General features: G+C 67.6%; 9 protein-coding genes. 4 read left to right on the top strand and 5 right to left on the bottom strand.

Annotation, left to right across the window (positions count from 1 at the left end; genetic code table 11):
- The first annotated feature begins 13 nt into the window (after positions 1–13).
- The 4 genes from cydD to LU493_RS10720 all read left to right on the top strand — a co-directional run bounded on the left by cydD (position 14) and on the right by LU493_RS10720 (position 6,573).
- Positions 14–1,693 carry a thiol reductant ABC exporter subunit CydD gene (cydD, locus tag LU493_RS10735; protein WP_275287792.1) on the top strand — a complete coding sequence of 560 codons (1,680 nt, stop codon included), beginning with the start codon at positions 14–16 and terminating at the stop codon, positions 1,691–1,693.
- A complete protein-coding gene (gene cydC / locus LU493_RS10730) occupies positions 1,686–3,431 on the top strand; it encodes a thiol reductant ABC exporter subunit CydC (protein ID WP_275287791.1) in 1,746 nt (581 codons plus the stop codon). Before cydD ends, cydC begins: the two co-directional genes overlap by 8 nt.
- Positions 3,432–3,456: 25 nt before the next feature.
- Positions 3,457–4,452, top strand: coding sequence for an adenosine deaminase (locus LU493_RS10725; RefSeq protein ID WP_275287790.1), 996 nt, complete (start codon positions 3,457–3,459; stop codon positions 4,450–4,452).
- 363 nt (positions 4,453–4,815) lie between these two features.
- Complete coding sequence (locus tag LU493_RS10720; RefSeq protein ID WP_275287789.1) at positions 4,816–6,573, top strand: formate--tetrahydrofolate ligase; 1,758 nt, start codon at positions 4,816–4,818, stop codon at positions 6,571–6,573.
- A gap of 39 nt (positions 6,574–6,612) precedes the next feature.
- On the opposite strand, the gene LU493_RS10715 is transcribed toward LU493_RS10720, so the two are convergent.
- The 5 genes from LU493_RS10715 to xdhA form a co-directional block, all read right to left on the bottom strand.
- Complete coding sequence (locus LU493_RS10715) at positions 6,613–7,458, bottom strand: EamA family transporter (RefSeq protein ID WP_275287788.1); 846 nt, start codon at positions 7,456–7,458, stop codon at positions 6,613–6,615.
- A 127-nt stretch (positions 7,459–7,585) separates the two neighbouring features.
- Positions 7,586–8,938, bottom strand: coding sequence for a guanine deaminase (gene guaD / locus LU493_RS10710; RefSeq protein ID WP_275287787.1), 1,353 nt, complete (start codon positions 8,936–8,938; stop codon positions 7,586–7,588).
- Between the two features lie 267 nt (positions 8,939–9,205).
- Entirely contained in the window at positions 9,206–10,087 is an 882-nt protein-coding gene (xdhC, locus tag LU493_RS10705; RefSeq protein WP_275287786.1) for a xanthine dehydrogenase accessory protein XdhC, read from the bottom strand.
- Positions 10,074–12,503 carry a xanthine dehydrogenase molybdopterin binding subunit gene (gene xdhB / locus LU493_RS10700; protein WP_275287785.1) on the bottom strand — a complete coding sequence of 810 codons (2,430 nt, stop codon included), beginning with the start codon at positions 12,501–12,503 and terminating at the stop codon, positions 10,074–10,076. The genes xdhC and xdhB overlap by 14 nt, the downstream gene beginning before the upstream one ends.
- A complete protein-coding gene (gene xdhA, locus LU493_RS10695) occupies positions 12,487–13,992 on the bottom strand; it encodes a xanthine dehydrogenase small subunit (protein ID WP_275287784.1) in 1,506 nt (501 codons plus the stop codon). Before xdhA ends, xdhB begins: the two co-directional genes overlap by 17 nt.
- Between the last annotated feature and the right edge of the window lie 265 nt (positions 13,993–14,257).

The following is a 14,257-nucleotide window of genomic DNA, read 5'->3' as shown; positions in this document are numbered from 1 at the left end:
GCCCGGGCGTGACATGACAGGAAGACTGACGCCTCGCGTCTGGCTGGCCAGGCTGGCACGGGCCGAGCGTCGCCATCTGGCACTGGCGGTGACCGCCGGTCTTGCGGCAGGGCTGCTGACCATCGCCCAGATGGCGGCGCTGGCCTGGTTGGTGACATCGATGCTGATCGAAGGGGCCGGGCCGTCGTCCCTGGTGGCAGGGTTCGCGATCCTTGTGGTCATGATCGTGCTGCGGGCCCTGGCCCAATGGGGGCAGGAGAGTGCGGGACTGACGGCCAGTCTGCGCCTGCGCGCCAGGGCGCGCAGCGAACTTCTCGATCATCTCGAACGCCTGGGGCCGGTCGGGCTGGCCGATCATCACACTGCCAGCCTGGCCAACCGCGTGGTCGACCAGGTCGAGGCACTGGACGGTCATGTCGCGCGTTTTCTGCCACAGATGCGCCTGGCGGTAGCGATTCCCCTCGTCATCCTGGTCGTCGTGGCCTGGCTGGACTGGCTGGCGGCCCTGTTCCTGTTGCTGGCCGCACCGATGATTCCCCTGTTCATGGCGTTGGTGGGCATGGGGGCCGAGAAACTCAACCGCGAGCAGTTCGACACCGTGTCGCGGCTCTCGCGCCACTTCATCGATCGAGTCCGGGGCATCACGACCTTGCAGCTCTTCGGGGCCGGCGCACGGGCCACCCGGGACGTGCATGCCGCCGCCGATGACTACCGCCGGCGCAGCATGCGCACTCTGCGCCTGGCGTTTCTTTCCTCGGCGGTGCTGGAGTTCTTCGCCGCCGTGGCCATCGCCGTGGTGGCCATCTATGTCGGCTTCGGGTTGCTTGGCTATATCCGTTTCGGGCCAGCCGATGAGCTGACCCTGTTCAGCGGCCTGCTAGTGTTGCTGCTGGCACCGGAGTTCTTCCAGCCGCTACGCACCCTGTCCCAGCACTATCATGACCGTGCCGCCGCCCTGGGCGCCGCCGAGGGAATGGTGGCGCTGCTCGATATACCCCCGCCGCGGGGCGAGGGGGCGCCATCACCCTGCCGGACCGACGCCTTGTTCGAGCTGGATGCCGTGACGGTGTCGTATCCAGAGCGAGGTCGGGTACTGGGTCCCCTGAGTCTGTCGATACAATCCGGCGAGATCCTCGGCGTGAGCGGTCCGTCCGGCGTCGGCAAGTCGACCCTGTTGCAGTTGCTGGCCGGTTTCGTCGCGCCATCGTCGGGCGAGCGGCGTACCGCCGTCGACCTGAAGGTGGCCTGGATGGATCAGCGCCCGCTGCTGATTCATGGCAGCCTGGCCGACAACTTGCGCCTGGCGGCCCCCGAGGCGGATGAGTCGGCGTTGCGCGAGGCGCTTCAGCGCGTCGGCCTGGGAGAGCTCCTCGCGACCCTGCCCGAGGGACTGGCCACGCCGCTGGGGGAGCGTGGGGTCGGGCTTTCCGGTGGTCAGGCTCATCGCCTGGCCCTGGCGCGAGTCTTCCTGTCCCCGGCGCCGCTGGTGTTGCTGGACGAGCCCACGGCGAGCCTTGACGACGACAGCGAGGCACGCGTGCTCGAAGCATTCTCGGCGCTGGTCGAGCAGGGACGGACCCTGGTGATTGCCAGCCATCGGGCGGCGCCCCTGGCCCTGGCGACGCGTCGGTTGTCTCTGGTTCCGGAAAGGGAAGGCGAATGGCGACGGAATGAGGAGGTGGCGAATGGCTGAACCTGCCCCGGGACTCGTTGCCACGCTGCGGCCCTGGCTCATTCAGCTCGGTCGACGTCGCGGGCGCCTGCTGACGGGAGCGGCTCTCATGCTGCTGGCCCTGGTGGCGGCACTGGGATTGCTGGCGCTGTCGGGCTGGTTCATCACCGCTACTGCGCTGGCCGGCCTGGTCCTGGCGGCGGGAGGCGCGGCGACCCTGGACGTCTATGTGCCCGGAGGCGGCATTCGTGCCTTCGCCTTGACGCGTACCCTGGCACGCTATGCCGAGCGACTGTACAACCACGACACCGTGCTGCGGCTGTTGGCCGACCTGCGTGGCCACATGTTCGCGGTGCTGGTCGATCTCGATGCCACCAGCCTGAGCCGACGTCGTGCCAGTGACTGGTTGAATCGGCTGACCGCCGATATCGACACCCTGGACAGCCTTTTCCTGCGCCTGTTGGCGCCGGCCCTGGTCGCCTTGCTGGCGATTCTTGGCCTGAGCGCCTTGTTGGCCGTCTGGGCGCCGTCGGCGGGATTGGCGGCGGGGGCGATCCTGGGACTCGCCTGGTGCTGGCTGACGATCGGCCAGGCACGCCTGGGGCTGGCCGCCAGCCGCCGGCGTGTGACAGAGCTGGAGCGGTTGCGGGGGCGCGTGATCGAGCATCTGTCGGGGATGGCGGAGCTGGAGAGCCATGGCGCACTGGCCGAGCAACGGCGACGCCTGGATGCCATCGAGACGCGGCTGCGTGATGATCAGCGCCGGCTGGGGCGGCTATCGGCCCTGGGCTCGGCCCTGGCCGGGCTGGCGGTCGGTCTGGCCTGGCTGTTCGCCCTGTGGCTGGGGGCGAGGCTGTGGCATGCCGAGGCCTTGTCCGGCCCCTTGATGGTGATGATTCCACTGGCCGTGCTGTCGATGAACGAGGCGCTGATGGCCCTGCCACTGGCCTTTACCCAGTTCGGCGCCACCCAGGCCGCCGCCGAGCGGCTCAATGCCCTGGAGGCCGCCCGGCGTCCGGCGAGGATGCCGCGCGAAGGCCCCTTGCCGCCGGACGGGCCATTGTCCGTGAGCCTGGAGCGGGTCGGCCTGCATTATGCCGGCGCCTTGACCGCCACCCTCGACGACTTTTCGTTGAATATCGACCCCGGGGAACGGATCGCCCTGTGCGGGCCCTCCGGTGTCGGCAAGTCCAGCATGGGCGCCCTGGTCGGTGGCCAGCTCGTCCCCGACAGCGGCCGTGTCCGTCTCGGCGGCATCGATATCGAACACTTCGAGGAGCAGGCCCTGCGCCGCCGCCTGGCCATGCTGACCCAGGGCAGCGAGCTATTCGATGACAGCCTGGCGGCGAACCTGCGACTGGGTGACCCCGACGCCTCCGATGCGCGTCTGTGGCACCTTCTCGCCGAGGTCGAACTGGACGAATGGGCGCGGGAGCTGCCGCATGGTCTCGCGACTCGGGTGGGCGAGGGGGGACGGCGCCTGTCCGGTGGCCAGGCGAGGCGACTGGCGCTGGCACGGCTGTTGTTGCGTGATCCGGGCGTCGTGATCCTCGACGAGCCCTTCACCGGCCTCGATGCGGACACTGCACAACGACTGGCCGAGCGGCTCGATGCCTGGCTGGCGGGAAGAACCGTGATCTACCTCTCGCATCGTCATGATGACGAGGCCATGCCCTTGCCCGGCGTGACGCGGACGCTCGATCTGGCGGCCCGCGTCGGCCCGCCACTTTGCGCAAATGGTCAGAATCTTTCAGGATAGAGCAAAGCATTGAAAGAGGTGACTCATGCGGGACTTCCTCAAGCGCCTGCCCAAGGCCGAACTCCATCTGCACATCGAGGGAACCCTGGAACCCGAACTGATGATGGCGCTCGCCGACCGCAACGGCGTCAGTCTGCCCTACGCCTCGGAAGACGAGGTGCGTGCTGCCTATGACTTCGAGGACCTGCAGTCCTTCCTGGATCTGTACTTCCTGGGCATGAGTGTTCTACGCACCGAGCGCGATTTTCACGACCTGGCCATGGACTACTTCCAGCGTGCACATGCCGAGGGCGTGGTACATGTCGAGATGCATGTCGATCCTCAGGCTCATCTGGCGCGCGGGGTATCCCTGCAGACGGTGATGGAAGGGCTCGGCCAGGCGCGTCGTCGTGCCGAGCGGGAGCTCGACATGTCGTCGGCGATGATCATGGCCTTTCTGCGCGACAAGCCCGCCGACGAGGCGATGCAGCTGCTGGAAGGTGCCGCGCCCTACTGGGAGACCCTGGATGCCGTGGGGCTCGACAGCGCGGAACTCGGTCACCCGCCATCCAAGTTCGCCGATGTCTTCCAGCGTGCCCGGGACCTCGGGCTGCCGCGGGTGGCCCATGCGGGCGAAGAGGGGCCTCCCGAGTACATCCGCGAGGCGCTGGATGTGCTGGATGTCTGCCGGGTGGATCATGGCGTGCGTTGCCTCGAGGATCCCGCTCTGGTCGAACGTCTTCGCGAGCAGGGCACGGTACTGACTGTCTGTCCGCTTTCCAACCTGCGTCTCAAGGTCGTCGACCGGCTCGACGACCACCCCTTGCCGCAGATGCTGGAGGCGGGATTGACCCTGACCCTGAACTCCGATGACCCGGCCTATTTCGGCGGCGGCATGCTGGAGAACTTCGAGGCCTGCCACCGTGCCTTCGGCTGGTCGCGCGACACCTTCCGCGACCTGGCCCGCAACGCCATCGACGCGGCCTTCATGAGCGACGCGCGACGTGGGGAGTTGGTCGGGCGCCTGGAAGCCTGTACATAAGGAAAGCAAGGACCTGGCCGACCAGGGTAGGGCTATCTCGCAGTTAACAGTTAAGCTTTGTCGCTCGGGCTGATCCGTCGACAGGCTTACGAGGGGGCGCTGTGAACCCTTCCCTGGGCGCTACCGATGCCATCCATGGCATCGGACCCCCTCTTCAGCCTGTCCCCGGCGCCTCTCGCCGGATCCAGCTGCGATAGCCCTGCCCACCAGGGCAGAGACCTTGCCAAGGGTATGTTGTGTCTGTTTCGGCTATGCCGGCGTCGCAATGGGAATGCCCCTCTCGCCAGAAGCGTTCCACGCTGCCTCTGAAGATCCGGATTCAGGACGATGACGTCACCGGGTGGCGCTTCGCAAGGGGGCGAGATGACCGATTACATGCCGTGGCACGACGACGAACCCTTGGCCCGGGAAGCCTTGCCGCTCGAGGCATCTTCCGGTCTCGACTGGCCGCCTCCCGGTTCGCCGGACAGCGTCATCGCCCGGGCGGTGACGCCACGTCCTATCACCGAGGTGGCCGCGCGGCTCGGCATCGCGCCTTCGGACCTGCTGCCCTACGGTCACGCCAAGGCCAAGCTGCCCCATGCCTTCACCGACGCACTGGCCGATCGCCCACAGGGCAAGCTGGTGCTGGTCACATCCATCACCCCGACGCCCGCCGGGGAGGGCAAGACCACCGCTACCGTCGGACTTGGCGACGGCCTGAACCGGCTCGGTCATCGCGCCGCCATCTGCCTGCGTGAGCCCTCGCTGGGTCCCTGCTTCGGAATGAAGGGCGGCGCCGCCGGCGGCGGCCGGTCCCAGGTGATCCCCATGGAGGATATCAACCTGCACTTCACCGGCGATTTTCACGCCATCACCTGCGCCCACAACCTGCTGGCCGCCTTGATCGACAACCATCTCCACTGGGACAACGAACTGAACCTCGACCCCGAGCGCATCACCTGGAAACGGGCGATGGACATGAACGACCGGGCGCTGCGCCACCTGACCGTCGGCCAGGGCGGGCAGGGGGTTCCGCGCAGCGATGGCTTCGACATCACCGCGGCCTCCGAAATCATGGCGATTCTCTGCCTGGCCCGGGATCTCGATGACCTGCAGCGGCGCCTCGGCGAGATCGTGGTGGCGCGGACCCGTGACGGAGCGCCGGTTCTGGCGCGAGACCTCAAGGCCGACGGCGCCATGGCGGCATTGCTCCGGCAGGCCCTGGCCCCCAACCTGGTGCAGACCCTCGAACACAACCCGGCCTTCGTTCACGGGGGCCCCTTCGCCAACATCGCCCATGGCTGCAACTCGGTAATGGCCACCCGGTCGGCCCTGGCCCTGGCCGACGTGGTGGTGACCGAGGCCGGTTTCGGCGCCGACCTGGGGGCCGAGAAGTTCTTCAACATCAAGTGTCGCCAGGCCGGCCTGGCGCCCAGTGCCGTGGTGGTGGTGGCCACCCTGCGGGCTCTCAAGATGCATGGCGGTGTCGACAAGGACGCGCTGGGTCGACCCGACCCGGAGGCGGTGCGCCGTGGCGCCGCCAATCTGGCCCGGCATGTCGAGAACCTGCGTGGCTTCGGCGTGCCGCTGCTGGTGGCGGTCAACCAGTTCGACCAGGATGCGACCGAAGAGTACGACGCACTGCATGAGGCCTGCGACGCAATGGGCGTGGAGGTGACGGTGAGCAGCCATTGGCGGGACGGATCCGCCGGCAGCGAGGCGCTGGCCGAGCGAGTGGTGGCCTTGCTCGATGCGCCGACGCCCGAACCGACGCTGACTTACGGCGACGACGCCAGTCTGGTGGACAAGGTGCGGACCATCGCCACCCGGCTCTACGGAGCCGCGGACATTCATCTCGAGGAGCGGGCGAAGCGCCAGCTCGAGGAGTACGAGGCGCTGGGCTATGGCCACCTGCCGGTGTGCATCGCCAAGACCCAGTACAGTTTCGACGCCGATCCTGAGTCACGTGGCCTGGTCCAGGGGCATGTGCTGCCGATCCGCGAGGCCGAGCTGGCCGCCGGGGCCGGCTTCGTGGTGGTGGTATGCGGGAGCATCATGCGCATGCCGGGCATGCCGCGGCGTCCGGCCAGTGTCGACATGCGACTGGATGAGGCCGGCGAGATCGAGGGGCTGTCCTGACGCGCGCCTGACACCTTCATCGCATCGCGCCGCCATCCCTCATCCCCAGTGGGTCAGTGCCACACCGGCCAGGATCAGTCCACCGGCCAGCAGGCGTTCCCGCCGCAACGGCTCCTTGAGCCAGATCACGCCGATGGCGATGGCGAACAGGACGCTGGTCTCGCGCAACGCGGCCACCAGGGCGATCGGCGCCATGGTCATGGCCCAGATGGTGACGCCATAGGCGCCCAGTGAAAGGGCGCCTCCCATCAGGCCGATCCGCCAGTGGTGTCCGAGTTGTGGTAGCGCCCGGGTGCCGTTCAGGGCGACCAGCACCAGCAGCATGGCGAAACCATTGAGCAGGAACAGCCAGATGACGTAGCCGAGGGCGTCGCCGTTGGCTCGAGCGCCGCTGCCGTCGGTCAGGGTATAGCCGGCGATGAACATCGACGTCATCAAGGCATTGATCAGCGAGGCATGCTCGAGTCGATGACGCTGCCCGCCGCCGGGGAAGGCCATGCAGAGAATACCCAGCACCAGCAGGCCGATGCCGGCATAGCCCAGCGAGGACGGATGGTCGCTGAGCAGACCGATGCCGATCAAAGTGACCAGCAGCGGGGCACAGCCTCGTGCGATGGGGTATATCTGGCCCAGGTCGCCGACGCGATAGGCGCGGGCAAGGAAGACGTTGTAGCCGATATGCAGGATCACCGAGGCCGCAAGCCACGGCCAGGCATCGGCGTGAGGAAACGGCACGAAGGCCACGCCGACCAGGGCGATGATGGCGCAGCCGACCTGAATCAACGAGATGCTCAGCAGGCGGTCGAGACCGACCTTGACGAGTGCGTTCCAGCTGGCATGCATCAATGCGCTGGCCAGCACGGCGAGAAAGACGGGCGTGGTCAATGCGGTTCCCTTGCGTCGACATGGCAATGGTTACCATGTCACAGAAATGACACAAGGGTCGATGTCACCCTCGCGTTGCAGGGGCGCCACCTCGGTATACCGGGGTGGCGCCAGGCCTGCAGGCGGGTCAGCTGGCTACCGCGGCTGCCGGGTGGTCGATGTCGCGCCGATGCACGCATTCGCCGTTGGCCCAGGTGGCGTGAACGGTGCGGTCGTCGCCCAGCATCATCAGGGCGAAGAGACGCTCGGCCAGTGTCCGGCAACGGGCGGTACGCCTCGCGAGCAGCGGGGTGGCTTCAGGGTCGAGCACCACGATGTCGGCTTCTCCTCCTTCGCGCAGCCGGCCGATGTGCCCGTCCAGGTGCAGGGCTCGGGCGTTGCCCAGGGTCAGTCGATAGAAGCCTTGCCAGGCGGTCAGCGGTTGGTCGAGCAATTGGCCAACCTGATAGGCGGCCTTGAGCGTGCCGAGTCCCGAGAGATCGGTGCCGCCTCCCACGTCGCTGGCCAGGCTGGTGGCCAGGCCGGCTTCCTGGCAGGCCTGGCGGTCGAAAAGCCCGCTGCCGAGAAAGAGGTTGGAGGTGGGACAGAAGGCGATGTTGGCCCCGGCGTCGGCCAGTCGGTGACGCATCGGCTGGGTGAGATGGATGCCGTGGGCGAAGGTGCTGCGCGGCCCGACCAGGCCGAAGCGTTCGTAGACGCCCAGGTAGTCCTCGCATTCGGGGAAGAGCTCGGCGACCCAGTCTATCTCGCCGAGATTTTCCGAGAGGTGGGTCTGCAGATGGAGGTCGGGGGCGTTTCTCAACACGGCCCCGGTGGCATCGAGCTGCTCGCGGGTGGAGGTCGGGGCGAAGCGCGGGGTCAGGGTATAGCCCAGCCGGTCTCGGCCGTGCCAGTCGGCGATCAGGCGCTCGCTGTCGACGAGACCGCCGAGGGTGTCGTCGAGCAGGCCATCCGGGGCATGGCGGTCCATGAGCACCTTGCCGGCCAGCATGCGCAGGCCTCGCCGACGGGCGGCGTGAAAGAAGGCATCGACGGAGCCGGGGTGCGAGGTGCAGAAGACCTGGGCGGTGGTGGTACCGACCCGCAGCGATTCATCGAGAAAGGCATCGGCGACGGTCTCGGCGTGGGCGCGTTCGGCGAAGCGGCATTCTTCCGGAAAGGTGTATTCGTTGAGCCAGTCGAGCAGTTGCCGTCCGTAGGAGGCCATGATGTCGAGCTGGACGTAGTGCACATGAGTGTCGATGAAACCCGGCATCATCAGCTTGCCGCGGTAGTCGACGACCTCGATGCCGGCGGGCAGATTGCCGGCCAGCTCGGTGTAGTCGGCGACGGCCCGGATGCGGCCGTCTTCCAGCCAGAGGGCGCCATCCTCGAGATAGCGCACGCTGCCGGAGGCGGGGGTATCGCCATCGCCGGGATCGGCGTCGAAACTCAACAGGGGGCCGCGCAGGACGCGCATGGCGGGTCGGGGGGCGGTCATAAAACTCTCCAGTCGGCGTCGGTATACCGAGTCATGCATCGAGCGAGATGAGCGCCGGTGATAAGGCGGAGCGAGGGTCATCCGCCATGGGTGAGGCGCATGCCGCCGAACGGGCTGGCCATGGAAGGCCAGCCCAGGTCCTGCAAGCGGAGCAGGAGACGGGAGCGCCGCAGGGCGGATGTAGCGCCCAGGGAAGGGTTCACAGCGCCCTCGCGAAGGCTTGTCGCCGGGAAAGCTCATCTACGGTGTCTTGTCTGAGAAAGCTGCTCAGTCGTGTGACGGCTTGAAAGCGTCACGCAGGGTCTCGGGGGCCACGCCGAGCCGGTCCGGTCGCTGGATGTCCGGCTTGAGCGTGAGCAATTCGGCGGCGGTCGCCAGGGCGATCTCGTAAGGCCGCTTGCCCTTGGCGCCGGGCACGCCGATCGGGCAGCGCACAGTGTCCAGGGCCGAGGCATCGTGGCCGGCATCGCCGAGTCGTCGGCGAAAGCTCGCCCACTTGGAGGCCGAGCCGATCAGGCCGAGCGAGGCGCAGTCGCCGCGCCGCAGCAGGGCATCGACCAGGGCACGGTCCTCGGCGTGATCATGGGTCATCACCAGGGCGTGGCATCCCGTGGGCAGCGAGTCCACGGCGGCGGCAACGTCGACGCCCTCGGGGCCGACGGCGATGCGCCGGCAACTCAGGCGCTCCCGGGACTCGGCGTCGGCCGGGAAGGCATCATCCCGGCTGTCGAACCACAGCAGGCGCCAGGGCAGCGGGGCGAGTATCTCGATCAGCGCCTGGCCCACATGCCCGGCGCCGAACAGCGCTACCGTCATCTCCGCGCCGGTGAAGACCTCGATCAGCACATGAACGTAGCCGCCGCAGCACTGACCGGAGCGGCCGCCCAGCGGGAACGCCTCGAGGTGGCTGCCACCCTCGCCGGCGGCCAGGGCGGCGCGGGCAACCTCGATCACCTGGTACTCGAAGCTGCCGCCGCCGAGGGTGTCGTGGATGGCATCGGGCGTGATCACCATCTTGGTGCCGGGCTCCCGAGGGGTGGACCCCGCCGTGCCCACCACGCTGGCCAGGGCGTGGGGCCGTGCCTGTCGCTGCAGCCGATCGAGGGCCCCGTGCCAGGCCCCCGCCGCCGTGGTGTCATGCCGGGGCATGATCGGATCTCCTGGGCGTGGTGGCGTCCTCGGCGCGTCGCCGCCGCAGGGCTTCGGCGACCATCAGCACACGCTCCGGTGTGGCCGGGGTGTCCAGTGCCGGGCACTCGCGGTAGTCGACCAGGCTGGCCAGGGCGTCGCGCAGCGCCGACCAGACCGAGATGCCGAGCATGAAGGGCGGTTCGCCCACCGCCTTGGAGCGATAGATACTGGCCTGGGAATTGGGGTGTCCCTGCAGCAGCTCGACGTTGAAGGTCGGCGGCAGGTCGCCGAAGGCCGGGATCTTGTAGGTGGAGGGGCCGTCGGAAACCAGTCGTCCGGCGTCGTTCCACTTCAGCTCCTCGCTGGTCAACCAGCCCATGCCCTGGATGAAGGCACCCTCGACCTGGCCGATATCGATGGCCGGATTCAGGGAGTCACCGACGTCGTGCAGGATGTCGGCGCGGCTCAGTCGATACTCGCCGGACAGGGTGTCGACCTCGACCTCGGCCACGGCGGCGCCATGGGCGAAGTAGTAGAAGGGGCGACCACGGCCGCTGGCACGGTCATAGTGGATCAGCGGCGTGGCGTAGAAGCCCTTCTCGGAGAGCGAGACGCGCCCCATGTAGGCGGCCTGGACCAGCTCGCCCCAGGGGATGCGCTGTTCGCTCTCGCCGATACCTGCCACCAGATGGCCGTCTTCCAGACGCATGGCTTCCCGGTCGAGTCCGCCATTTCCCTGGTCGAAATGCTCGGCGGCGAAATCGAACAGCCGCTCGCGCAGCTTGCTCGCCGCGTCCCGAGCCGCCTGGCCATTGAGGTCGGCGCCGCTGGAGGCGGCGGTGGGCGAGGTGTTGGGCACCTTGTCGGTACGCGTTGCGCTGATGCGCACGCGCTCCAGATCGAGCCCCAGTTCCCGGGCTACGACCTGGCAGACTTTGGTGTGCAGGCCCTGGCCCATCTCGGTGCCGCCGTGGTTGATCATCACGCTGCCGTCGGTGTAGACGAGCAGCAGGGCGCCGGCCTGGTTGAGGTGCTGTACGGTGAAGGAGATGCCAAATTTCACCGGGGTCAGCGCCAGGCCCTTCTTGATGATCGGGCTGGCCGCGTTGAAGGCGGTGATTTCCCGGCGTCGCTGCCAGTAGTCGCTGCTCGTCTCGAGCTGGGCGACGATGTCGTGTAGCAGGCTCAGTTGCTCGACCCGCTGCCCATAATGCGTGGTATCGCGGGATGTCCCGTTCGTATCCTCGGCGCGATAGAGATTGCGCTTGCGGATGGTCAGCGGGTCCTCGCCGAGGTGGCGGGCGATGTCGTCCATGGCCCGCTCTATGATCATCATGCCCTGAGGGCCGCCGAAGCCTCGGAAAGCGGTGTTCGAGGCGGTGTTGGTTCGCGCCCGATGGCCCGTGACTCGGGCGTCGCCCAGGGAGTAGGCGTTGTCGGCATGGAACATGGCGCGGTCGACCACGGCGTCGGAGAGATCCGGCGAATAGCCGCAGTCGCCGATGACGGTAATCTCGCCGCCGGCCAGTACTCCGCGGTCGTCGAAGCCGAGACGATAGCGGTTATTGAAGGGATGGCGCTTGCCGGTGGCGCGGGTGTCCTCGGCGCGGGGCAGGCGCAGCTTGGCGGCCCGGCCGGTGCGCCGGGCGATGATGGCGGCGATGCAGGCCCAGGGAGAGGCCTGGGTTTCCTTGCCGCCGAAGCCGCCGCCCATGCGGCGCATCTCCATGGTGACGGCATGGAAGGGGATGTCGAGGACCTCGGCAACCAGCTTCTGCGTCTCGCTGGGGTGCTGGTTGGAGGTGTAGACCATCACGCCTTCGTCCTCGCTGGGGACCACCAGGCAGGCCTGCCCCTCGAGATAGAAGTGTTCCTGGCCGCCGACGAACTGCTCGCCCTCGAGTCGGTGGGGGGCTTCCTCAAGGGCGTTCTGCCAATCGCCGCGCTCCTGGACATGGGTGGGCCGCACGAATTCCTCGCGCTCGGTGGCCGCCACCGGATCGAGACAGGCCGGGCGTTCGTCGATCTCGACCACGGCTTCCTTGACGGCCAGTCGCGCCGCCTTGTGGGTATCGGCGGCGACCGCGAACAGGCACTGGCCGACATAACTGATCTCGTCGCCGGCAAAGATCGGATCGCCCGGAAACACCGGACCAATGTCGGTATGGCCGGGGACGTCTGCCAGGGTGATGACGTCGACCACACCGGGGGCGGACCTGACCTTCTCCAGGTCCAGACGGTTGAGCCAGCCATGGGCCACCGGCGAGAGGCCGAGCGCGACATGCAGGGTGTCGGCCGGTGCCGGTTGATCGTCGATATAGGCGGCGCGCCCGGTCACGTGCTTGATGGCGCTCTCGTGGGCACGGGCCGCGCCGGCCGATCCCTGGCGCTCGGTGGTGTCGGGGGAAGGGGAGAGCCTAGTGAGCGTACGCATCGAGAGTCACCTTGGTCGCTGAATCATTGTTGTCACTGTCATTGTTCGGCGTCGCCTCGGCGGCGGGCATGTCGGCCTCGATCATCAGGCGCAGGCGTTCGAGCATGTTGCCGGCGGCGGTACGGCGGTATTCGGCGCTACCCCGTACATCGCTCATCGGCGTCAATTCCTCGCACAGCACTGCGCGGGCGGCGGCGAAGACGGCGGGGTCGGGCGCGCGCCCTTCCAGGGCGGCCTCGGTTTCGGTGGCGCGTCGGGGGATGGCGGCCATGCCGCCGAAGCCCAGGCGAACGTCACGCATCACGCCATCCTCCAGCCGCCAGGCGAAGGCGGCGAGTATCGCCGAGATATCGTCCTCCCGACGCTTGGACAGCTTCCACACCTTGAGTTGCTGTGCCGGTGTCGGGCGCGGCAGGAAGATGGCGGCAATGAATTCGTTCTCGCCCAGGGCCGTCTTGCGGTAGTCGAGGAAGAACTCCGACAGCGGCAGCTCGCGGGCGCCGTCGGGGCCGTCCAGGCGCAGCCGGGCATCCAGGGCCAGCATGACCGGCGGGGTGTCGCCGATCGGCGAGGCGTTGGCGATATTGCCGCCCAGGGTCCCGCGGTTGCGGATCTGCGACGAGGCGAAACGGTGCATCAGGTGCTCGAAGGCCGGGTAATGCTCGGCGAGCAGCGGCGTCATGTCGGCGAGCGTCACCGCCGCGCCGATCCACCAGCCGTCATGGGTCTCGTCGATGCTGGTGAGCTCGGCCACCTGCCGCACGTCGATGATGTCGTCGAGGGGCTTGAGCTGTTGCGTGCTTTCCAGCCACAGGTCGGTGCCGCCGGCCACCAGCCTTGCCTTCGGGCGTCGACGCTTGAGGTCGCGCAGGGCGGCGATGTCCTGGGGAGCGACATAGTGGCCGGCGGTGGCCGGCTCGTCGTCGTCGGTGCGACGCAGCCAGGCGACATTACTGCTCAGGTGCGGTTCATCGGCCCAGGCGGGGCGGACATCGGGGTAGTCGCCCATGCTGAGCGCGGCATCGCGGATCGGGCGATAGCCGGTGCAACGACACAGATTGCCGCCCAGCGCCGCCTCGAGACGTTCCTGAGTCAGCGGGGCGGGCGTGCGGCGTTGCTGTTCATGGAGGGTGAACAGCGACATCACGATGCCTGGCGTGCAGAACCCGCACTGGCTGCCATGGTGATCGACCATGGCGGCCTGGGCCGGATGCAGCTCGTCGCCCCGGGCCAGACCTTCCACGGTGACCAGGTGACAGCCATCGATCTGATGGGCGGGCAGGATGCAGGCGTTGGCGTTGCGATAGGCCAGTTCACCCAGGGCGTCCGGCTCGCCGATGGCCACGGTGCAGGCGCCGCAGTCGCCGGAGGCGCAGCCTTCCTTGGTCCCGGTTCGACCGAGGTGCACGCGCAGCAGCTCGAGCAGGCTGGTGTCGGCGGGTACGTCACTGCAGCGACGTCGCTCGCCATTCAGATAGAAGTCGATCATGGCCGGCTCCGTTTGTCGTCGTTGTTTCGGAAAAGCGTAGTGGAAAAGCGTATCGGGAAAGCACGACTTTCCCAGGCCGTGTAAAGATGATACCTCAATTCTTGACCATATGGTCAGCTTTGGCAAGTTTTTGTCGTGTTTTTTTGTGACGATCCTTGGTGGCCGAGGTCTCTCGCCGGAGCCGGCAGCACTCGCCCTGTTTTTCACCCTGGGCGAATTGCCTGTACGGCGGCTGTCAGGCAAGCTCATGGCCCCAAGGAAGCGC

It is taken from the genome of Halomonas elongata (assembly GCF_029081005.1).
Lineage (GTDB): Bacteria > Pseudomonadota > Gammaproteobacteria > Pseudomonadales > Halomonadaceae > Halomonas > Halomonas elongata_B.
Note: the sequence above shows the minus strand (reverse complement) of the source record. Positions and strands in the feature narration are given on the sequence as shown.

Excerpts from the sequence above, each read along its gene's own strand:
- cydD (WP_275287792.1), top strand. The coding sequence starts at position 14 with ATGACAGGAAGACTGACGCCTCGCGTCTGGCTGGCCAGGCTGGCACGG.
- cydC (WP_275287791.1), top strand. The coding sequence starts at position 1,686 with ATGGCTGAACCTGCCCCGGGACTCGTTGCCACGCTGCGGCCCTGGCTC.
- LU493_RS10725 (WP_275287790.1), top strand. The coding sequence starts at position 3,457 with ATGCGGGACTTCCTCAAGCGCCTGCCCAAGGCCGAACTCCATCTGCAC.
- LU493_RS10720 (WP_275287789.1), top strand. The coding sequence starts at position 4,816 with ATGACCGATTACATGCCGTGGCACGACGACGAACCCTTGGCCCGGGAA.
- guaD (WP_275287787.1), bottom strand. The coding sequence starts at position 8,938 with ATGACCGCCCCCCGACCCGCCATGCGCGTCCTGCGCGGCCCCCTGTTG.
- xdhC (WP_275287786.1), bottom strand. The coding sequence starts at position 10,087 with ATGCCCCGGCATGACACCACGGCGGCGGGGGCCTGGCACGGGGCCCTC.
- xdhB (WP_275287785.1), bottom strand. The coding sequence starts at position 12,503 with ATGCGTACGCTCACTAGGCTCTCCCCTTCCCCCGACACCACCGAGCGC.
- xdhA (WP_275287784.1), bottom strand. The coding sequence starts at position 13,992 with ATGATCGACTTCTATCTGAATGGCGAGCGACGTCGCTGCAGTGACGTA.